Genomic DNA, 20,594 nt, shown 5'->3' with positions numbered 1-20,594 from the left:
GGACGACACCCTCGGTGCGGGGCTGCCCTTCCTCGGTGTCCCTGGGCTGGGACATGCCAGTTCTCGAGGGTGGGGTCTGCATGCGCAGCCATGAACCATTGAACCCGGGAACATCGCCATGACCCAACGAATCTTCTCCCTTTCCGCGACGGGCACGTGCCTGGCGCTGGCGGCCGTGCTGTCGGGCTGCACGACACTCAATGACCCGCCGCCGGTGGACATGCCGTCCACTGCGCCTCCCGTGCTGATGCCGGCCGCGCCCGTGGCGGGCAGCCCTACGGGCAGCCTGTTCAATGCCGCCAGCTACCGTCCCGGTTTCGAGAACCGGCGCGCGCGCCTGGTGGGGGACATGGTGACGGTGCAGATCGTTGAGCGCGTGACGGCCAGCCAGAAGTCGGATTCGGGGCTCAAGCGGTCCAACAAGACCACGGCGGGGATTTCTGCGCTGCCGCTGTTCTCGGGCAATGCGCTGGCCAATCTCAAGGACCGCTCCAACATCGGGTTCAACAACAACAACGACTACACGGGCTCTGGCTCGACGTCGAGCGACAACACGTTCACGGGTGCCATCAGCACGACGGTGGTCGATGTGCTGCCCAATGGCCATCTGGTGATCGCCGGAGAAAAGCAGATCGGCGTGAACCACAACGTGGATGTGCTGCGCTTCACGGGCACGGTGGACCCGCGCACGATGCAGCCCGGCAGCCTGGTCGCCTCGACCCAGGTGGCCAATGTGCGCGTGGAATCGCGCAGCCGCGGACAGGCCGGTGAAGCGCAGTCAATTGGCTGGTTGTCCCGGTTCTTTTTGAACGTTATGCCGTTCTGATTCTCCGGAGAATGGACAGCATGAAAGTACTGTCCATGCTCCTGACATTGCGCCAAGCGCAGCGCCCCTTCTGGGTTGCAGCAGCCCTCGGCGCCAGCATGCTGACCCTGCCGGCGCATGCAACACGCATCAAGGAGGTCGCTGCCATACAGGGCGTGCGCAGCAACCAGTTGACCGGCTACGGTCTGGTGGTCGGCCTCGACGGCACGGGCGACCAGACCACCCAGATGCCCTACACCAAGCAGGCACTGGCCAATTACCTGGAGCAGATGGGCATCTCGCTGCCCGCCACAGGCAACGCGGGCCAGCTGCAGCTCAAGAACGTGGCGGCCGTGATCGTCACCGCCGAGCTGCCGGCCTTTGCCCAGCCGGGCCAGGCCATCGACGTGGTGGTCTCCTCCGTGGGCAATGCCAAGTCGCTCAAGGGCGGCACCCTGGTGGCCACGCCGCTGCGCGGTGCCGATGGCGAGATCTATGCGCTGGCCCAGGGCAACCTCGTGGTCGGCGGCGCCGGCGCCTCGGCCGGCGGCTCCAAGGTACAGATCAATCACCTGAGCGCAGGCCGCGTGCCGCAGGGCGCCCAGGTCGAGCGCGCCGTGCCCACCCCGATCAATGAAGGCGACAGCATCACGCTGGGCCTGAACGCCACAGATTTCCAGACCGCCGACAAGGTGGTGCGCGCCATCAACCAGCGCATGGGCCAGGGCGTGGCACAGGCGCTGGACGGCCGCACCGTGCGTGTGTCCGCGCCCCAGGACCCGGGATCGCGCGTGCGCATGATCGCCGAGATCCAGGAGATGCCGATCGAGACCTCCAAGCCCTCGGCCAAGGTCGTGATCAACGCACGCACGGGCTCCATCGTGCTCAACCAGGCCGTGACCCTGGGCCCCTGCGCCATCGCCCATGGCAACCTGGCCATCACCATCAGCACCACGCCGGTGATCAGCCAGCCAGGCGCCTTCTCGCAGGGCCAGACCGTGGTGGCCCAGAAGTCGGACATCCAGATCAAGCAGGAGCCCGGCAACATCATCAACATGCCCGGCTCCCCGCAGCTCACCGACGTGGTGCGCGCACTCAACACGCTGGGCGCCACGCCCCAGGACCTGCTGGCCATCCTGCAGGCCATCAAGGCCGCAGGCGCTCTCAACGCCGAACTGGAGGTGATATGAGCATCGCACTTCCCAATGGATCGCAGACTGCGGCCAGCAATGCGCTGGCGGCCGACGCCCGGTCCCTCAACGCACTCAAATTCGCAGCCGGCGAGAACAGCCCGCAGGCCGCGAAGGAAACCGCCAAACAGCTGGAATCGCTGTTCATGCGCGAGATGATCAAGAGCATGCGCGAGGCCACCATGAAGTCCGGCCTGCTGGACAGCGCACAGGGCAACCTGAGTACCGACATGCTGGACCAGCAGCTGTCGGTGGCCATGTCGGGCCAGCCCGGCGGCCTGTCCGACGCCATCACGCGCCAGCTGGCCCGCACCATGGGCTCGGAAGCCGCCGAGGATGCCGAGATCTCCGTGCCCTCCACGCTGAGCATGAGCCGCATCGCCTGGCGCAGCACGGCCGGCAGCGCCAATGGCACCACAGGTGCCTGGAGCGGCACCCGCACCAGCGCGGCCCAGTCCGTCAACGCCTACGCGCCCGCGCCCAAGGGTCGTGACAACTTCGTGTCCCACCACGGCGACGCCGCTGCACGCGTGGCGCAGGAAAGCGGCATTCCGGCCGCCTTCATGCTGGGCCAGGCCGGCCACGAGACCGGCTGGGGCAAGAGCGAGATCAAGAATGCCGATGGCAGCAACGCCCACAACCTGTTCGGCATCAAGGCCGGCAAGGGCTGGACGGGCAAGGTCGCCGAGGTCACGACCACCGAGTACATCGACGGCGTGGCGCGCAAGGTCACGGCCAAGTTCCGCGCCTATGGCTCCTACGAGGAATCCTTCCGCGACTACGCGCGCCTGATCACCGGCAATCCGCGCTACGAGAAGGCCATGGGCAAGACCGACTCGGCCCTGGCCTATGCGACCGAGCTGCAGAAAGCCGGCTACGCCACCGATCCCGAATACGCCAGCAAGCTCAGCCGCGCCATCCAGAGCGCCGTGCAGAGCGCGGCACGTGCCCAAGCCTAACCAGAGAACACGTCATGAGCCTTTTGAACGTCGGGTCCCGCGCACTGATGGCGAACCAGATCGCCCTGCAGACCACAGGCCACAACATCGCCAACGTCAACACGGCCGGCTACTCGCGCCAAAGCGTGGCCTTCCAGACATCGCCGGGCCAGAACATGGGCAGCGGCTACATCGGCAATGGCGTGGATGTGAACACCATCCTGCGCAACTTCAACGAGTTGCTGAACCGCCAGGCGGCCACGGCCAGCGCCGTGTCGGCGGCCGATTCGGCGCGCGCCACCTCGCTGGCGCAGATGCAGGAAGTGTTCGGCGGCGGCAAGAGCGGCCTGGGCGCAGCCATCACCGACATGATGAATTCGTTCGGCGATGTGGCCGGTGCGCCCACCGACCCGTCGGCGCGCCAGGTGGTGCTCACGCGCATGAACGAGCTGGCGGCGCGCTTTCGCTCGGCATCGGCCCAGCTGGACGAGCTGGACTACAGCGCCAAGCAGCAGATGGGCAACGATGTGACCGTGGTCAACAGCCTGGCGGGCCAGGTGGCCACGCTCAATGCGCAGATCAGCCGCTCCATCGCCTCGGGCCAGACGCCCAACGACCTGCTGGACCAGCGCGACCAGCTGGTGCGCGACATCAACAAATACGTGCAGACCAGCCAGATCCCTGCGGACGACGGCAGCATCAGCCTGTTCGTGGGAGGCAGCCAGCCGCTGGTGCTGGGACCCAATTCCGCACAGCTCACGCTCAAGGAGGCCACCGAGTTCCCGGGCAGCGGCAAGATGGCCCTGTACTTCCAGCAGCCCGGCGGCCAGAACGTGGAACTCACGCCTTCCATGCTGGGTGGCGGCGAGATCGCCGGCCTGCTGCAGTTCCAGGGCAGCGACCTGACCGAGGGCCGCAACCTGCTGGGCCGCATGGCCCTGGCCATTGGCGACACGCTGAACAAGCAAAACAACCTCGGCCTGACGCTGTCGGGCCAAAGCGGCAGCAATCTGTTCAAGCTGTCCATGGTCAGCAATGGCTCGACCACGGGCGCGCAGTGGGCAGGTGCCAACACACCGACGACCACGGTGGTCGACTCCAGCCAGCTCAAGACCTCCGACTACCAGATCGTGTTCGGCAGCACGGCGCCGGCTGGCAAGGTCATCCGCCTGTCGGATGGCAAGGTGACGGACTTCACCGACATGGCCGACCTGAGCACCAAGGAAATCGACGGCCTGCGCTTCGACCTCAAGGCCGAAGGCGCGACGGGCAACACCGTGCTGTTCCGCCCCATGGCGGCGGGCGCCCACGACATCCAGGCCGCCGTGCACTCGCCCAATGACCTGGCCGTGGGCAATCCCGTCACGGCCAGCATTGAATCCAAGGGCGAGGCCACCCTGAAAATGGTTTCGCTCCAGGCCAACTCGGGGCTGGTACTGCCACCCCTGGGAACACCGGGCAACAAGGGCGGTGTGGCATTGAGCTTCGTTCCTGGACCGCCCACAGGCTATACCGTCACAGGCACCAGCACACCTCCCAAAGGAGCGCCTACGCCCTATACGCCAGGAACCACCGTAGTGCCCTACACCTCCGGCCAGTCCATCGAGATCGACGGTTGGTCCGTCACACTGACAGGCACGCCCCATGATGGCGACGTGGTCCGCATCGGCAATGCACTGGATCCCCAGTACAGCAATGCCTACCAACGCGACGCCGGCAACGCCAGCTCCTTCCTGGCATTGCGCGACTCCAAGTTGTTCGATGGCTCAACCACGCTGAGCGACGGTTTTTCCACCGCCATGGCCCAGGTCGGCACCCGCACCCAGAGCGCGCAGTACGCGGCCAAGCTGTCCGAGACCATTGCCAAGAACCTGGAGGCGGACCGCACGGCCGTCTCGGGCGTGAACCTCGACGAAGAGGCCGCCAAGCTGCTGCAGTACCAGCAGTCCTACCAGGCCTCGGCCAAGATGCTGCAGGTCGCGCAAAGCATTTTCGACAGCGTTCTGCAGACCGTAGGCCGCTGATCACCGGACAGGAGCATTCCACCATGAGCATCTCCCGCATTGGCACGGCCAACATGTACGACAGCACCATCAACAACCTGAACTCGCGTCAGACGAGTCTGGTGGACCTGATGGAAAAGACCACCTCCGGCAAGCGCGTGGTGCGCGCCAGCGACGACCCCGTGGCCGCCGCCCAGGCCGAACGCGCGCTCACGCGCATCTCCCGCTCTGAGAACGACCAGCGTGTGCTGGGCCTGCAGCGCGATGTGATCGCCCAGGGCGAATCCAAGCTGGGCACGGCCCAGGATGCGCTCAAGGACTTCCGCGACCTGATACTGCAGGCCGGCAATGGCTCCTATGACCAGAAGGCACGCGATGCACTGGTGCAGCAACTGGAAAGCCTGCGCAACCAGGTGCTGGGCTATGCCAATGCAAAGGACTCCAACGGCCTGCCCATCTTCCGGGGGCTGGGCAGCCAGGACAATCCGGTGCTCAGCGCCACCCCTGGCGCGGTTTCTCAGTTGCAGCCAGGCCAGAGCACCGGTAACGACAACGGCCTGCCTTCCTCGCTGGACGGGTTCTCCACCTGGATGAACATTCCCACGGGCAATGGCGTGTTCAGCGTCTCTCGCCAGTCGCCCACGGGCAGTTCGGCCTATGCCGATCTCGGCGCGGTGACGAATCCCAGCCTATTGACTAGCAACACCTATACGGTCAAGTTCGCCAAGAACGCGACGACCGGCGAGATGGAGTACACGATTGACTCCAGCGCCTCGGGTGCGACCAATCCTGTGGTGTCTGCCACGGCCTTCAAGCCGGGCGACAGCATTTCCATCGACGGCATGTCCGTCAAGATCTCGGGCACCCCGGGCGTGGGCGACAACTTCACACTGGCACCCAGCCAGCGCACCGACCTTTTCAGCGTCCTTGACGGCGTGATCTCCGCCGTCAAGGACGGCGCAACCGACCCTGGCGCCATGCAACAAATGCTCTCGCGCGGCCTCAATGAACTGGACTCTGGCATGAGCCGCGTCCAGGCCATGCGTAGCTTTGCTGGCGACCAACTCAACCGCGCGGACAGGCTCGAAGACGACATGAAGGATCAGGCGACGCTACAAGAGGGCGCGCGTTCGCGGGCCGAAGACATCGATATGATCAAGGCCCTTTCCGATGTGGACATGCAGAAGGTGGGCATGCAGGCTGCCTTGCAGTCCTATGCCTCGATCCAGAAACTGTCACTGTTCAACTTCATCAACTGATAGCCACCCGCGCATGCATTCATGGTCCAGTCCGTCCTGAGCTCTTTGACCCTCGGCTATAGGCCGCTCTGGAACCAGGCTCGCCGTCTGGCGGGCGTGCAGCTCTATCTTCACGAGGAGCCCGGCGTCCAGGCCGACGTGGCCCACCTGCTGCGCATACTGCGCGAGACCTGGGGCACGCAGTCGCCGCCGGTACTGCTGTCGCCCCAGTCGCGTCAGGTGCTGTGCGACCTGCTGGAAAACGCCTCCAAGGGCAGCCCCTGGATCGAGGTGCGTGGCGACTGGCTGCAGGACTCCGCCATCTACGACCTGGTGCGCCAGGCGCATGCGCGCGGCCTCATGCTGGTGTGGCGCGGGCCGCTGTCCGATGTGCCCGACGCCCAGGCCGCCCACTGGTTTGCCAGCAGCCTGCTGCACCTGCCGCCCGAAGGCGCTTCGGGCATGCCCAACCAGACAGCGCTTGCGCTGCAACAGGCCACGCAGGCAGCCCAGGCACCGACCAAGCTCCAGGCCCTGAAGCAGGCCGCCAGGCCTGCACCCGCCCTGCCGCCCCTGCAACTGCTGGGCGGCCAGATGTACGAGGGGCTGGACAGCCTGGCCCTGACCGATCTGTGCCTGGACAGCTTCCATGCGGGCGCCATCGCCGGCTGGCCCGTGGCCGATACGCTGCATGCCCAGCGCCATCACGCCGCCCTGCCCAGCCGCGACACCGTGCTCGCACTGATGCGCGCCGTCGATGCAGAGCAATCGCTGGAAGCCTTCGAGCAGATCCTGGGCGAGGACCCCATCCTGGCCTACCGCTTCATGCTCTACACCAACTCCGCAGCCCTGGGCCTGCGGGGCAATGTGGACTCGCTGCGCCGCGGCCTGGTGATGCTGGGCTATGGCACGCTGCAGCGCTGGCTGTCCGACCAGCTGCCCCACGCCTGTACCGAGCCCAGCCTGGTGCCCGTGCGCACCGCCATCCGGCTGCGCGCCAGCCTGACCGAGCGACTGATCGAGGCCGGCATCAGCCACGACCTGCAGCGCGAGGTCTATCTGCTGGGCCTGTTCTCGCAGCTGGACCAGCTGCTGGGCGAACCCCTGCCCACCGCGCTGCGCCGCGTGCCGCTGTCCGAACGCATCTTCGACGCCGCCGTGACCCGTACCGGCCCCTACGCGCCGGCACTGGTGATGGCCATTGCGCTGGAGTCCGACGACCCCGCACCGATTCGCCAGCTCCGTGAGGAGCACGCCTTCGAGATCGAGGACGTGAACCGCATCCTGCTGCGCATGCTCAGCGAACTGCAGGTGCAGCCCGCGCCTGCGGCCTGATCCACGAGAACCATGGAGGCTTCTGCCATCCGCAGATTCCACCCATGAAAAAACCGCCTGATGTTCAGGCGGTTTTTTCATGGGCGGCAGGAAGGCTGCGGATGCAGCTCCTGCCGATCTGCCCTGCTCAATGCATGGCGTGGGGCTGGCCGTCGAACATGTGCTCGAACTGTGCCAGCCAGGGCTCGGCCAGCGTGCGGATCTGGGCATCATTGCGCAGGATGCGCTGCATGATTCGCGCCTTCTCCTTGCGCTGATCGGGCGCCAGCGGCTCGTCATGCGACTTGAGCCGCAGCTGCTCGATCAGCACGGCACAAGTGCCCTCGTAGCGCGTCACTCCCTCCCAATCCTTGTTCTGTGCGGCCTGCAGCATCTTGGCGCTGCTGTCTTCTATGGCCCGGTAAAAGTCAATCAATGTCAGCTCCATTTCTAGGTCCCGGCAACGGCTGGTGTATTGGAGATATCGCTCCAGCCTTGCGCGATCGGTGCCAGCACGTCCTGGACCGATTGCAGCAACTGCACATCGTTGCGCAGATTGGCGAATGTCAGTTGCGTGATGCTGTAGTCATAAACCGTGATCAGGTTCTGGGCCAATTCCCCGCCCTGATCAACATCTACGGCTGCCTTAAGGCCTTCTTCAAGGATGCGCACCGCCTTGCCGATCTGGATGCCTTTTTCTTCAATACTGCCGCGCTGCATGGCGCCCTTAGCCGCATTCAGAGATGCATCCAGGGCATTGAACAGCAGCTGAATCAGCATATGCGGGGAGGCTCCATTCACAACCGACTGAACACCTACCTGGTTGTAGGCGCTAGCCCCACGGCGGTTGAACATCGAATTCATTCCAGCGTTCCTTGATGTCTTGTTGCCATGATTTTCGGCATCCCGGCGAGAAACTGAAGCCTCGCCTTGCATGCTGGACAAGCCTAGTACGCAGGCCCGTCTCAACCATAAGGCCCGCGGCCTATCTGTTCCACTGGCTTACTTGTTGAGACAGGTAAGAGCTAAGCACCGAGCTCGATCCCATCTTCTTGTCCAGCGCTGCGTACTGTGCACGCATGCGCTGTTCAAAGGCTTCGGCGCGCTCGTTGACGCGGTCCTGGGCCTTGGTGTTGTCCTTCTTGAGCTGCTGCAGGCCCTTGGTCTTGGCATCAAACACCCCTGTGTCGAATTCCAGGACCTTGTCGGCGTACTCCTTCATCCGCAGGGCCAGGCCCTTTGTCTCGGGCTTGTCGGGCTCGCCTTCCGCAGCAAAGACCTGCGCCAACTTGCTGGGATCCTTTAGAACCGCTTCCAGATTGGACTTGTCCTTGGCCAGCGTACCAAAGGCCAGCTTGCCACCCTTGCCCAACTGTATGCCCAGGTCCGACAGGTTGATGCCACCGATCTGAGAGGCAAGCACCTCGCGCAGACCATTGGTCATGCCGACCATGGTGGAGTCACCCTGCATGACGCCGGCGGTCTTGCTCTCGGCATCGTACTTGGTGGACGCCACGAGCTTGTCGCTGATGGCGTTGTAGGCATCCATGAAGGCCTGGATGTTCTTCTTCATGCCTTCGGTGTCGGAGACGACAGTCAGCAGTGTGGGTTCTCCGGTCTTGGTGGCCTGATTGACCGTGAAGCTCAAACCGGGGATGGTGTCCTTGAACTCGTTAGTCGCCGATTCCACCTTGATGCCGTTGACCGTGGCCTTGGCATTCTGGGCCAGTTGAACTACGCCACCATTGCTCGTATCACCATTGGCCGCCTGCCCCGCATAGGCCAGGGAAGACAGATTGGCATCCGCGCCCGTCACCTCGACGGTGAACTGGGCATCCGCGCCGGAATTCTTTGAACGCATGAGCAGCCGCTCGCCGTTCGCATCCTTGATCACGGAGGCGACCACGCCACTGTCACCCTGCTTGGCATTGATGGCCGCTACCACCTTGTCCATGGTCATCGATTCGCTGATCTGGACCTCGGTGGTCTTTCCACCCATGGTGAACTTCAGCGTGCCGGGCCCGAAGTTCGAGGCAGCGGCAAAGCTCTTCGATGCCAGCGACTGGTTGCGCGCCACCTGGTCCACATCGATCTGTGTGCTGCCCGGCATCGCGCTGCCGGTCACGCTCACGGAAACCGACGTGTTCGACGCCGTCGCCGTCGTCAGCGCCCAGGCATCCTTGTCGGCGAGCTTTCGGGCCGAGTCGGACAAGGTCGACATGAGCGATTTGATGCTGCCGACCGTCGAGATCTTGGTGTCAAGGGAAGATGCAGCCGTCTGCAACTGCACCAGAGGCTGCTTTTGCAGCGTCACCAATTGCGAAATCATCGATTCCACATTCAGGCCGCTGCCAATTCCCGCTGCTGTCAATGCCATAACGTACTCCTTTTTAGTGCTACGGGCCTAGAGCCTGTGCTGCGCCAGCGCACAAGGCTCCCAGGGCGCGCGCAAGCCGCACGTCATGCAAGGAGCCCCACCACCAATGCTTCGGCATGCCGACCCCAGACTTGAGGCCATGCCGCCGCTTTTTTTCACGTTTCTTTACTGGATCAACTTGAGTACCGACTGGGGCAGCTGATTGGCCTGGGCCACCATCGCCGTGCCGGCCTGCTGCAGGATCTGCGTGCGGCTCAGGTTGGCGGTTTCGGCGGCGAAGTCCGCATCCATGATGCGCGAGCGCGAGGCAGCCGTATTTTCCGCTGCGACCTGCAGGTTGGCAATCACGGCTTCGAAGCGGTTCTGGGCTGCGCCGAAGGTGGCTCGGGTGTTGTTGACCTGGTCCAGGGCCTTGTCGATCGCGTCCATCGAATTGCGTGCGGCTGCGGCATTGGTGCTGCCATCGGCCAATGACCCAAGCGCTCCATTCAGCGTCGCAACCGAACCGGCCGCAGTGGTCACGCCCAGGCCCCCACTTGTGGTTGCTGCAGCCAGGTTCACAGCATCCAACTGGATCTGATTGTCAGATCCGGTATTCGCACCGACCTGGAATACGGCGGCAGCACTGGTGTTCAGCAGTTGGCGGCCATTGAACTGCGTGCTGGAGACCACGCGTGCGATTTCCTGTGCCAGCTGCTTGTACTCCTTGTCCAACGAAGTTCGGTCATTGCATCCGTTGGTATCGTTGGCTGCCTGCACGGCCAGCTCACGCATGCGCTGGAGATTTTCGCCGATCTTGCTCAATGCGCCTTCGGCCGTCTGCGCCATGGAAATGCCGTCATTGGCATTGCGCATGGCCACATTCATGCCTCGCACCTGGGCGTTCATGCGCTCGGCGATCGCCAGACCCGCCGCATCATCCTTTGCACTGTTCACACGCAGACCCGAGGACAGGCGCTGCATGGTGGTGGACAGTGAGGACTGCGATGTGTTGAGGTTGCGTTGCGCGTTCAGCGAAATGAGATTGGTATTGATGGTGGATGCCATGTGGCAACTCCTCGTTAGGCATGGACAATGGCTAGCCGCTCCGTGACCATAGGCCACCGAACGTCAGACAGCACGCCAGACACCGCCTAGCTCCGCCAATCTGATGCCATGCATTGTCCCGACGAGGCATGAGCCCAAAGCAGCGATAAAAACGGGCATCCCCCCCCAATTCGCGTCATTCCACCGCTCCCGCCTGGTTACTCTAGGTGCGCACTTTCACCTCCCGCGCCCAGACGCGCTCAACACATGACCCGAACCCTTTTGCACGTTGGATGTGGCCCGCAGCGCAAGTCCTCCACCTCCCCCGGCTTCCAGAGCGATGACTGGCAGGAACTGCGCCTGGACATTGATGCACGCGTGGAGCCAGACCTCATCGGCACGATGACGAACATGTCCGCCGTGGCGGATGCCTCCATTGATGCCATCTACTCCAGCCACAACATCGAACACCTGTATCCGCACGAAGTTCCGCTTGCCCTTGCCGAGTTCCGGCGCGTACTCAAACCCGATGGTTTCGCCATCATCACCTGTCCCGACCTGCAGTCGGTCTGCGCACTGGTGGCGAAGGGCCAACTGACCGACCCGGCCTATATTTCGCCGGCCGGTCCCATCAGCCCGCTGGACATCCTATATGGCCTGCGCACCTCCATGGCCCAGGGCAATCTCTACATGTCGCACCGCTGCGGCTTCACGGACAAGACCATGAACGACACCTTGCGCGCCGCAGGCTTTCCGATCGTGGCGTCCGTGGCACGTCCCGAGTCCTATGACATCTGGGCCATCGCCAGCAACAGCCCGCGCGACGAGGATGAGATCCGAGCGCTCGCCAGCCAGTACTTCCGCCTGTAACACTGGCGCCCATGCAAAAAGCCCGGCCAGGCCGGGCTTTTTGCATTTTCGGCATGCCGCAGCGGTGCGGCCTGCCTTCTTCAGCGCAGCAGCGCCAGCACGCCCTGGGGCAACTGGTTGGCCTGGGCCACCATGGCGGTGCCGGCCTGTTGCAGGATCTGGGCGCGGCTCAGGTTCGAGGTTTCACCGGCGAAGTCGGCATCCATGATCCGGCCACGGGCTGCGGCGGTGTTCTCCGATGCCACCTGCAGGTTGGCGATCGTGGCTTCGAAGCGGTTTTGCGCCGCGCCGTAGTCGGCGCGCATGCCGTTGATGTTGTCCAGCGCCGTGTCGATGGCAGTGACCTGGGCCAGAGCTGCGGATTCGACCGTGCCCAGCGTGGCGGTGGAAGCGCTCAGGCTGGTCAGGCTGGTGGCCGAATTCACGGTCACGGCGATCTGATTGTCCGCTGCGGTGTTCGCACCCACCTGGAAGGTGAAGTTTGCGTTGGCGTTCAGCAGCTTCTTGCCGTTGAACTCCGTGTTGTCGGTAATGCGGCCGATTTCAGCGGCCAGCGCCTTGTATTCCTTGTCCAGGGCCGTGCGATCCTTGGTGCCGTTGGTGCCGTTGGCCGCTTGCACACCCAGTTCGCGCATGCGCTGCAGGTTTTCGGTGATCTTGCCCAGCGCACCTTCAGCCGTCTGGGCCAGCGAGATGCCGTCGTTGGCATTGCGTGCCGCCACATTCATGCCCTTGACCTGGGCATTCATGCGCTCTGCAATCGCCAGGCCTGCCGCGTCGTCCTTGGCGCTGTTCACACGCAGGCCGGAAGACAGACGCTGCATGGTGGTGGACAGCAGGCCCTGGGTGGTGCTCAGATTGCGCTGGGCATTGAGCGATTGCATGTTGGTGTTGATGGTCATGGCCATGGTGGCAGCTCCTCAGTTAAATCTGTATGAAACCAGGGTCACCGCAACCGGCGTCCCGCATTTTGCGAGACGGGCGGCGTCAACCCTATCAACCTACCATCAGCGGCTTGCATCATTCCAGATATCGCAAGAGCTGCTGGAGGGGCTCAGGATGTTTCATCCATCTGCTGACTGGGTTTTCGGCGCAGCCTGATACGACTTGAGACCTTTTTATGCGTTTGCATGTATCTCGCCCGACCTGAAACCCAGTGGGCCGACGCTGCAATGGCGATGCGACAGGACGCGGATCCGATGACATGCGAACCCAAGGTTTCTTGCGGGCTGCCAATGAGAAAAGGCAGCGTGCTCGCACACGCTGCCTTGGCCAGAAGGAGGCAATAGCAGCCGCCACTGCAATACGGTTCAACCTCCTGCCGGCGGACGCAGGGGTACTGCGATCAGCGCAGCAGAGCCAGCACGCCCTGGGGCAGCTGGTTGGCCTGGGCCACCATGGCGGTGCCGGCCTGTTGCAGGATCTGGGCACGGCTCAGGTTCGAGGTTTCACCGGCGAAGTCGGCATCCATGATGCGGCCACGGGCTGCGGCGGTGTTCTCCGATGCCACCTGCAGGTTGGCGATCGTGGCTTCGAAGCGGTTTTGCGCCGCGCCGTAGTCGGCACGGATGCCGTTGACGTTGTCCAGGGCCGTGTCGATGGCGGCCATCTGTGTACGGGCGGCGGCTTCATCGACACCCAGGGTGGCCGTGGAAGCATTCAGGCCCGTCAGCGTCGGAGCCGATGCGACCACCGCGATCTGGTTGTCAGCAGCCGTGTTCGCACCCACCTGGAAGGTGAAGGTTGCCGCGGCATTGAGCAGCTTCTTGCCGTTGAATTCCGTGTTGTCGGTGATGCGACCGATTTCTGCGGCCAGCGCCTTGAACTCCTTGTCCAGGGCCGTGCGGTCCTTGGAGCCGTTGGTGCCGTTGGCCGATTGCACGGCCAGTTCACGCATGCGCTGCAGGTTTTCGGTGACCTTGCCCAGGGCGCCTTCAGCCGTCTGGGCCAGCGAGATGCCGTCGTTGGCATTGCGCGCCGCCACGTTCATGCCCTTGACCTGGGCGTTCATGCGCTCGGCGATGGCCAGGCCGGCTGCATCGTCCTTGGCGCTGTTCACACGCAGGCCGGAAGACAGGCGCTGCATGGTGGTGGACAGCAGGCCCTGGGTGGTGCTCAGATTGCGCTGGGCATTGAGCGATTGCATGTTGGTGTTGATGGTCATGGCCATGGCGGCAACTCCTCAGTGAAATCCGTATGAAACCCGGGTGGCCATCACACTTCGACGTGATGCTGGCGACACCGGCCCAATCAAAACCGCCTGGGGCTTAGCCTTTTGGCGGAACTCAAGATGTTTTGTTCCATCTGCTGAGTGGGTTTTCGACGGGTCCCGGGAGGACTTGAGGTTTTTTTTGGATTTTTTCTGCCACTACCGACCACGGTCGCTGCTGCACCGCAGCATGGATCCATGAATCGCTGCCGGCCTGCCGCCAGACCGGCAGATCAGAGCCCGAGAGAGGGCAATGGATCCATCTGCAGATCGTCGTAGCTCACCCGCAGGTCGGCGGCCTCCTGGCCATGGCACCAACGCTCCCACGCCCGGCGCAGGCCCAGGGCCACGGACTGGGCCACGATATCGGCCTGGCGCAACTCCAGTGGCCCCAAGGCTTCACGCAATGCCCCGCGCACCTGTGCCAGCCTCGGCAGATTGTCCGACCAATATGCCGCCAGCCGAAGCAGGCCATCGACATCCCTGGCCGCGAAATCGTCCGCCAGGCCGACACGGGCCATGACTTCTGCGGACTGGCGTCCACACAGCAGCTCACCCATCAGCGTCAGGGTGGGAACCCCCATCCACAGCGCATGGTTGGTGACCACGCCTCCGGTGAAGGGGAAGGTGTCCAGGCAGATGTCGATGTCATGGTGGGCCTTCAGATAGCCGTCGAAATCCGTGCGCGCGGCGAATCGCACGCGCTGCAGATCGATGCCGGCGTCTTGCAGCCACTCAAGCAGATGGGGCGGAGGTCCCGAGGGTTCGCAGGCACCAATCACCAGTTTCGCCGTCGGCAAGGATTCAAGCACCAGCCCCCAGACCTGCACCACTTCCCGATTGACCTTGACGAGCCGATTGAACGACCCGAACGTCAGATGGCCATTGCGCAATGCGGGCAATGGCGCCACCGGCTCGGCATGGATGCCGCCGTCGAACACGTAGGCCAGCGGCACGCGCAGAATATTTTCGGTCAGTTGCTCCCTGATGGCCTGCCCATCCAGGAGCTGGTCGCTGAGAATGATGTAGTCCATGGTGTCCAGGCCCGTTCCCCCCGGATTGCCGATCCAGGTCAGTTGCACAGGCGCGGGCCGGCGTGCGAAGACTTCGAGCCGGTGCCCCTTGGTATGGCCGCTGAGGTCGATCAGAATGTCGATGCCATCGTCGTGCACCATTTTTGCCAGCGCATCGTCAGGCATGTCCTGGACACCGCGCCATTGCGGGAGCAGCTCCATGAACTCCCGGGTGACCTCGTCGTAGAGATCGTTGTTGCAATACGCGATGCACTCCAGATCCTTGCGTTTTGCGAGCTCGCGCATGGTCGGCAGGAAGAACTTGGCCGCGGCGTGGCCCCGCAGATCCGCGGACACGAGTCCGATGCGCAGCACTTTTCCGGGATCTCTCTCGTTTTGGTGCTCTGGAGGGATGCGGCTGCCATGCAGGCGCCGCATCAGTTGGCCGAAAGCGCGGCAAGATTGCCCCACCTGCGCCGCACTCGCATGGGGAGAATGCAATTGCGTCAACAGGCGTGCACTGTGCCCTCCCATGCTGTTCGGATGCTTGAGCAGCATCTCGTCATAGCTGGCCATCGCCTGCCCGACATCGCCACGCCGGCCCCAGTACAAGGCCTGTATGTACATCAGGTCGTGATCGCCGGGAAGATGCCGCAAAGAGTTCTCCAGAGCCGCGGCCAGCCCCGCCAAATCCAGTCGCTCCAGCAGGACCAGGCAGCGCAGACGATGGCCGCGCGGATTGTCGGGGGTCTCCTGCAGCATGGTTTCAAGCACTTCCAGCGCCTGGTCCCAACGCTCCTGGGCGTACAGCACATAGGCCAGGTCGGAGCGCGCGAGCATGCGCTCGGCTTCATTGCCGCACAACGCCAGGGCACGCTGCAGCACCGTTTCGCGCTCGGCCAGCCTGGCGCCATCGCCGGCCAGGGCCAGGCTCAGTCCCACCAGGGCAAGGAACATGTCGGGCTCCAACTGCAGCGCCTGGCGGTAGGCCATCTCTGCCTGCAGATTCCAGCCCAGCTTGCGCATCCAGTCGCCACAGGCCAGATACATCTTCGCATTCAGCGCTTGCTGCGGCAGCATGGCCAGGAACTGGCCGCACAGCTGGGTCTGCTTGCCTGCATACAGCGCGTTGACCAGATGCATCTGCATCATGGCCTGGGTATCGGAGTCAGGGGCCAGCAGCATGGCCTGGACCAACCGTGGGTAGGACTCCTCGACCCGGCCCTGGGCCAGCAGGGCATGGCCGAGGAGCTCATGGGCCTTGCAGGAATCGGGCCGCAGCGCGACAGCCCGTCGCAGCGCGGGCTCGGCCTGCACGGGTGCCTTGCGCTCCAGATGGATCTCGCCGGCCAGCATGAACATGTCCGCATCCTCGGGCAACTGGGCGATGGCCCGGTCGGCGGCCTCCAGTGCGGCTGCATGCGCCCCGCGTTCGAGTTCCATGTTGATCTTGGCCTGCCACAGCAGCGGGCTGCGGCCATGGGCTCGCAGTGCCTTGGCAAGCAGCTCGTCTGCCTGATGGAAGTCGCGGGCCTGCAGCAACCGTGTCAACGACTTCAGCAGTTGCGCCGGTACAGGCTGCGCTTCAGGCCGGAGCGCGGCAGAGGCTGGCGGCACATCCAGGCTTGCAGCCTGCGCCTCCAGGAACTCGACGGCCTCCAGGCCCTGGGTCAGCGCGATGTCCTTTTCCAGCTGTTCCAGCGCGATCTGCTGCATGCCCCTGGTCCGCGCCAGCTCGATCAGCGAGCGTGCCATGTCGACCAGCCCCTCGCGGATCAGCATGTTGATGTAGGTGCGCCAGTAGGAGAAAGCCCGGGGCTGCTCCCCGATCGCCGCCTCCAGGAACGGCAATGCCTCGCTGCTTCGCAGCATGTGCTGGCCCAGCAGCAGCCCCATGCCATACAGCGCCTGATGGTCTGCCGGCTCCTGCCTCAGGGCCTGGGCGTAGGCCTGCCGGGCGGCTTCGAATTTCCACTGGTCATGCAGCTTCAGCGCCTGCTGCAAATGGTTGGCATCGGTCATCGGATTTCAGAATGTGGTCAAGCACAGGCAGGCTCCTGCCCCGTGCAAATGGCGGTATCGTGCCCCGAAAAGCCTGGATGCAGAGCGCGGATGAGCGCCGCCGACGCCCTGCTGTTCGCACCATCCGCCCACGGCCATGCCGGCCCCTGCTCAGGTGGAAAAATGCTTTCTCAGCCAACCGATCTCATGGTCCCAGCTGAACGGCTGCTTTTGCTGGAGAAGATGGACCCGGGGATACCAAGGGGTCTCGCCGCCCCGGATCCTCCAGCGCCAGTTGGGAAGGCAAGGAATCAGCGCATGGGTCTCCACCCCCATGGCCCCCGCCAGGTGCAGGGCGGTGTTGTCGATGGTCAGCACGCCATCGCACTGGGCGATCAGCGCGGACATGCCCGCCATGTCCGAAAAGCAGTCCACCGGGTCGATCAGCTCGAACCCTGCCTTTCTGATGATCTCGATGTCCTGCGCGGGTGCCAGGTACTGCAGGTTGACCAGGCCATGGCGCTCGGCGTCGAACGCGGCAAGCAGGCTGTCCATGGCAATGGAGCGCTGCGGCCCGCTTTCCTCATTCATGCTCAGCCAGCTGATGCCCACATACCTGCGCCCCTTCTGCCGGGCCCAGGCGGCCTGCTCGCAGAGCACAGGCTCCATGACCTGGGAGCGCAACTGCGGCTCGTTGACCTGGGCGTGGAAAAGACGGAGCAACCCACCCAGGGGCAGTTGGGCATCGAAATGCTTCAGCGCATCCTTTGCAGTGCCCCTTGGAATAAACCGCAAGCCGGGGAAATTTCTTTCATAGAGCGCCAGCAGGCGCCTATCGCATTCGATACAGAAGTCGCAGCCGTAGGTCTTCAGGAGCCCGAAGAACCGGGAAAACATGATCTCATCCCCAAGACCTTGCTCCGCCCATATCAACACCCTCTTCCCGCTGTCCTCCCCACTCCACTCAGCCAGGCGTCCAAAGGTGTGCACAGCCTCCTCGTCCAGCCTGTTGACATAGTTGCTGGATCCCTTTTCCAGATCACCCGATGACAGCTGAGCCAGTGACAGATGGAAGGCGGACTTTCGTCCGCCGCCATGGTCCACAGATTTCTGATAGAACTGGGTGCTTTGCTCGAAATTCATCTGCTCGTCAAGAATCCTTCCCATGTAAAACAGACTTGCAGCATGGTCCGGATCCAGCTCCAGCGTCGATTTCAAGGCCATCTCGGCGATATCGAACCTCCTGAATCGTGCGCAGTACATGGCGAGAGCATGATAGATCTCCGGCACTTCGGGATGCTGTGCAATCAAAGCTATATGCTGCTCCACGACCCTGTCAAAGCTCTGCGTTCCGGCAATTTTCAAGAGATGATCAAAACTTTCCGCCAGCATCGTCATTTTGCAAAATCCAGGATGGTGATTTCATTACCAAGCTGGTAGTCCAGCTCAAAAGCCTCTTTATTGGGAATGTTCTGATAGTCCAGCAGCTTGAATCCGCAGGCATTGGCCTCACGGACATACCCCGCCAGATCACGATAGATGCAGCCATCCTGGCGAACATGGTTCCAGCGCGCATCCATGATGCCCACGATGCTGAAAGCAGCCTGGGGCAGCTGTGCCAGCAGTTGGCCGAGCTGCGCCTGATTCAATCGGCCCAGGGACTGCACGGGCAGCACGATGTGGGCATCGCCAGCAACGGCAAGCGCATCGCGCCAATGTGCGGCCTGATGCAATACCCGCTGCGTTCCCACTTCGACGAACTGCCATCCCGCTGCATCGACCCATTGCAACTCGGCTACCTGCCGAGCCGCAAAGCGGTTACCAACGAACTCCGCCACGGACCAGCCACAAGGCTCCTGCGCAGGAGCAAACGCCAACTTTGCTGCGACCTGCCGGCAGGCCACGGTGCCGTGCTCATGAAACCCCGGACGCAGCTCAAGAGGAGACAGCAGATAGTTGCTGGCGTTCACCATCTCGAAGACTCGGTGGATGCGGTAGCCGCTTTGCCCTGTCCAGGCAAAAAAGCGTCCCTTGAGCCGATTCGCCACCTCGACCATGATCATCGGGCGATCGCGTTCGATCAGCTTGCGGGCACCCGCGAGCACATCGAGCTCCATCCCCTCCACATCGATCTTCAGCAAGTCAACCTGCGCATCCGGCAAAAGAGCGTCCAGGCTGTTGATTTCGATATCCCCCTGGCCCTGCTCCCTGATCCGGCTCGCACCCTGATTGGACAGATCGAAATGCTCCAGCTGCGCCCGCCCCGGGGCGCTTCCGATGGCCGTGGTGTCCACCAGATAACGGGAAGGATCGATGCCATTGATCTCGAAGTTGCGCTGCAACTGCATGGCCGTGCTTTGCACGGGCTCGAAGCAGTGCACCATGGCCGCATCCGCAATGCAGCTCCAGAACAGCGCATGGTTGCCTATATTGCTCCCCACGTCGATCACGCGGGGATTCATAGGAAGGAGATAGAGCGTCTCGATCAACTCCTTGGTCTCGAAGAATATCTCATGGGCCAGATAGTTCTGAATGTGATCCAGGGGATTGCTGAGCTGGAACTTGGCCACTCGCCCCGCCAGCGGCACATCCACCAGCACCTCATTGTCCAGGCAGAACTGCGTGAAGACCTGATTCACGGCAAGACGCCAATCCTCACTCGATGCGGAACGCGGGCCCGTGGAACTTTGTCCGCGCACATTGAAGAACAGCGGCTGCCCGATCTTCGTGCAGCAATGGCGGCCCCAGATCTGCAGGTAGTACTTGAAGTCCTCGCCGCAATCCATTTCTTCATCGAATGGATTTTCCATGGCAACCGCTGTCCGGACAAAGTGCCCTATTTGCAGGGTGAGGAAGGGATCGTTCTTCAGTATTTGCTCGATATCCGATATCGGAGCAATCTGGTCCGGCCTGCGCAGCGTATGCTGTCCATCAGGACTTGATTCATGGATCTCGCCCCACACCGCATCATGGCCCGGCAAGAATCCGGCGACCGCCTCAAAGGCTTGCGGGTGCATCAGGTCATCTGCATCGAGAAAGAAGATCCAGTCCGCCGCCATGCGCCCGGCCTGCCCGACAGCCAGGTTGCGGGCCCGGGACCGCCCCAGCCCGCCGGAGTCATCCTGGCAAAGGACCTCCACGACATCGAACGCGCCCATGCCGTGTCCCACGGCCTGTTGCACGGAAGCCTTGGCACGCAAGGCCAGCTTTTCGTGCCCGGGGCCGACCGGAATCACCACGCAGCATCTCATTTTTTAAATCATCCCGTCTTCGTTTTTCACAGCGCAAACGCACCTGGACAGGGGCCTGTTCGGCTGTCCTCCACCAACGTGTAGCACCAGAGGATCCTGCGAAACGCTCCACCATCGCCTCGGGCTTGAGCAAGCACAGCGTACAAATGCCTTGATCCTGCGACCAAACCGAACGCGGCAAATGCCGGATAAGCAGGAGAAACACCCACCACCTCCCCACCACCTCCCAAAAGCCCACGCCGAGCGGGGTGCGATATCCGTGCACCTCCAGCGCTGCAAGGACTGACACAGACGGGGACACCCGCACAAGCAGCAGGGGAACTGACGCGACTTTCGCAGTCAGTTTCATCGTTCACGAC

Annotated in this window: 16 protein-coding genes; 7 read left to right on the top strand and 9 right to left on the bottom strand. The window is 63.1% G+C overall.

All coding sequences use genetic code 11. The features are described from left to right. Nucleotides 1-118: 118 nt before the first annotated feature. From A9976_RS22395 to A9976_RS22370, 6 genes are read left to right on the top strand one after another with little or no spacing between them, the layout of a single operon-like run. On the top strand, nt 119-826 hold the full coding sequence (locus A9976_RS22395; protein ID WP_063327631.1) for a flagellar basal body L-ring protein FlgH: 708 nt from the start codon (nt 119-121) through the stop codon (nt 824-826). Nucleotides 827-846: 20 nt separating this feature from the next. Then, nucleotides 847-1,995, top strand: coding sequence for a flagellar basal body P-ring protein FlgI (locus A9976_RS22390; RefSeq protein WP_183020832.1), 1,149 nt, complete (start codon nt 847-849; stop codon nt 1,993-1,995). Continuing rightward, nucleotides 1,992-2,954: a flagellar assembly peptidoglycan hydrolase FlgJ gene (gene flgJ, locus A9976_RS22385; RefSeq protein WP_183020831.1), complete on the top strand. Its 963-nt coding sequence runs from the start codon at nt 1,992-1,994 to the stop codon at nt 2,952-2,954. The genes A9976_RS22390 and flgJ overlap by 4 nt, the downstream gene beginning before the upstream one ends. A 14-nt stretch (nt 2,955-2,968) precedes the next feature. After that, complete coding sequence (flgK, locus tag A9976_RS22380) at nt 2,969-4,957, top strand: flagellar hook-associated protein FlgK (protein WP_183020830.1); 1,989 nt, start codon at nt 2,969-2,971, stop codon at nt 4,955-4,957. A 23-nt stretch (nt 4,958-4,980) separates the two neighbouring features. Continuing rightward, nucleotides 4,981-6,195, top strand: coding sequence for a flagellar hook-associated protein FlgL (gene flgL / locus A9976_RS22375; RefSeq protein ID WP_183020829.1), 1,215 nt, complete (start codon nt 4,981-4,983; stop codon nt 6,193-6,195). 21 nt (nt 6,196-6,216) lie between these two features. Next, complete coding sequence (locus A9976_RS22370) at nt 6,217-7,509, top strand: HDOD domain-containing protein (RefSeq protein ID WP_183020828.1); 1,293 nt, start codon at nt 6,217-6,219, stop codon at nt 7,507-7,509. A 127-nt stretch (nt 7,510-7,636) separates the two neighbouring features. Here the strand turns inward: A9976_RS22370 and A9976_RS22365 are convergent, their stop codons facing one another. From A9976_RS22365 to A9976_RS22350, 4 genes are all read right to left on the bottom strand, one after another. Then, a complete protein-coding gene (locus A9976_RS22365; protein WP_012202553.1) occupies nt 7,637-7,936 on the bottom strand; it encodes a flagellar protein FliT in 300 nt (99 codons plus the stop codon). A gap of 2 nt (nt 7,937-7,938) precedes the next feature. Continuing rightward, complete coding sequence (fliS, locus tag A9976_RS22360; RefSeq protein ID WP_183020827.1) at nt 7,939-8,352, bottom strand: flagellar export chaperone FliS; 414 nt, start codon at nt 8,350-8,352, stop codon at nt 7,939-7,941. Between the two features lie 121 nt (nt 8,353-8,473). Further along, nucleotides 8,474-9,865, bottom strand: a complete 1,392-nt coding sequence (fliD, locus tag A9976_RS22355; RefSeq protein ID WP_183020826.1) for a flagellar filament capping protein FliD — start codon at nt 9,863-9,865, stop codon at nt 8,474-8,476. Between the two features lie 165 nt (nt 9,866-10,030). Continuing rightward, nucleotides 10,031-10,912 carry a flagellin domain-containing protein gene (locus A9976_RS22350; protein WP_183020825.1) on the bottom strand — a complete coding sequence of 294 codons (882 nt, stop codon included), beginning with the start codon at nt 10,910-10,912 and terminating at the stop codon, nt 10,031-10,033. Between the two features lie 246 nt (nt 10,913-11,158). Here A9976_RS22350 and A9976_RS22345 point away from each other — a divergent pair, with 246 nt between their 5' ends. Then, nucleotides 11,159-11,761, top strand: a complete 603-nt coding sequence (locus A9976_RS22345; protein WP_183020824.1) for a methyltransferase domain-containing protein — start codon at nt 11,159-11,161, stop codon at nt 11,759-11,761. Between the two features lie 80 nt (nt 11,762-11,841). On the opposite strand, the gene A9976_RS22340 is transcribed toward A9976_RS22345, so the two are convergent. The 5 genes from A9976_RS22340 to A9976_RS31780 all read right to left on the bottom strand — a co-directional run bounded on the left by A9976_RS22340 (nt 11,842) and on the right by A9976_RS31780 (nt 20,223). Further along, nucleotides 11,842-12,669, bottom strand: coding sequence for a flagellin domain-containing protein (locus A9976_RS22340; protein WP_183020823.1), 828 nt, complete (start codon nt 12,667-12,669; stop codon nt 11,842-11,844). 437 nt (nt 12,670-13,106) lie between these two features. Continuing rightward, nucleotides 13,107-13,931, bottom strand: a complete 825-nt coding sequence (locus A9976_RS22335; RefSeq protein ID WP_183020822.1) for a flagellin domain-containing protein — start codon at nt 13,929-13,931, stop codon at nt 13,107-13,109. A gap of 272 nt (nt 13,932-14,203) precedes the next feature. Continuing rightward, nucleotides 14,204-17,005, bottom strand: coding sequence for a tetratricopeptide repeat protein (locus A9976_RS22330; protein WP_183020821.1), 2,802 nt, complete (start codon nt 17,003-17,005; stop codon nt 14,204-14,206). A gap of 150 nt (nt 17,006-17,155) precedes the next feature. Continuing rightward, on the bottom strand, nt 17,156-18,382 hold the full coding sequence (locus A9976_RS22325) for a hypothetical protein (protein ID WP_183020820.1): 1,227 nt from the start codon (nt 18,380-18,382) through the stop codon (nt 17,156-17,158). Then, the gene (locus tag A9976_RS31780; RefSeq protein WP_183020819.1) at nt 18,379-20,223 is read right to left on the bottom strand and encodes an FkbM family methyltransferase; all 1,845 of its coding nucleotides are present in this window, start codon (nt 20,221-20,223) and stop codon (nt 18,379-18,381) included. The genes A9976_RS22325 and A9976_RS31780 overlap by 4 nt, the downstream gene beginning before the upstream one ends. Nucleotides 20,224-20,594: the final 371 nt, after the last annotated feature.

It is taken from the genome of Delftia sp. UME58 (genome assembly GCF_014170385.1).
Taxonomy (GTDB): domain Bacteria; phylum Pseudomonadota; class Gammaproteobacteria; order Burkholderiales; family Burkholderiaceae_C; genus Comamonas; species Comamonas acidovorans.
This window is presented reverse-complemented; position numbering and strand designations above follow the sequence as displayed.

What these genes read in the sequence shown, in the direction of transcription:
- A9976_RS22390 (WP_183020832.1), top strand. Translation starts at nt 847, where the DNA reads ATGAAAGTACTGTCCATGCTCCTGACATTGCGCCAAGCGCAGCGCCCC.
- A9976_RS22325 (WP_183020820.1), bottom strand. Translation starts at nt 18,382, where the DNA reads ATGACGATGCTGGCGGAAAGTTTTGATCATCTCTTGAAAATTGCCGGA.
- A9976_RS22335 (WP_183020822.1), bottom strand. Translation starts at nt 13,931, where the DNA reads ATGGCCATGACCATCAACACCAACATGCAATCGCTCAATGCCCAGCGC.
- fliD (WP_183020826.1), bottom strand. Translation starts at nt 9,865, where the DNA reads ATGGCATTGACAGCAGCGGGAATTGGCAGCGGCCTGAATGTGGAATCG.
- A9976_RS22340 (WP_183020823.1), bottom strand. Translation starts at nt 12,669, where the DNA reads ATGGCCATGACCATCAACACCAACATGCAATCGCTCAATGCCCAGCGC.
- A9976_RS22395 (WP_063327631.1), top strand. Translation starts at nt 119, where the DNA reads ATGACCCAACGAATCTTCTCCCTTTCCGCGACGGGCACGTGCCTGGCG.
- A9976_RS22365 (WP_012202553.1), bottom strand. Translation starts at nt 7,936, where the DNA reads ATGGAGCTGACATTGATTGACTTTTACCGGGCCATAGAAGACAGCAGC.
- A9976_RS22350 (WP_183020825.1), bottom strand. Translation starts at nt 10,912, where the DNA reads ATGGCATCCACCATCAATACCAATCTCATTTCGCTGAACGCGCAACGC.
- A9976_RS22370 (WP_183020828.1), top strand. Translation starts at nt 6,217, where the DNA reads ATGGTCCAGTCCGTCCTGAGCTCTTTGACCCTCGGCTATAGGCCGCTC.
- flgK (WP_183020830.1), top strand. Translation starts at nt 2,969, where the DNA reads ATGAGCCTTTTGAACGTCGGGTCCCGCGCACTGATGGCGAACCAGATC.
- fliS (WP_183020827.1), bottom strand. Translation starts at nt 8,352, where the DNA reads ATGAATTCGATGTTCAACCGCCGTGGGGCTAGCGCCTACAACCAGGTA.
- A9976_RS22330 (WP_183020821.1), bottom strand. Translation starts at nt 17,005, where the DNA reads ATGACCGATGCCAACCATTTGCAGCAGGCGCTGAAGCTGCATGACCAG.
- flgJ (WP_183020831.1), top strand. Translation starts at nt 1,992, where the DNA reads ATGAGCATCGCACTTCCCAATGGATCGCAGACTGCGGCCAGCAATGCG.
- flgL (WP_183020829.1), top strand. Translation starts at nt 4,981, where the DNA reads ATGAGCATCTCCCGCATTGGCACGGCCAACATGTACGACAGCACCATC.
- A9976_RS22345 (WP_183020824.1), top strand. Translation starts at nt 11,159, where the DNA reads ATGACCCGAACCCTTTTGCACGTTGGATGTGGCCCGCAGCGCAAGTCC.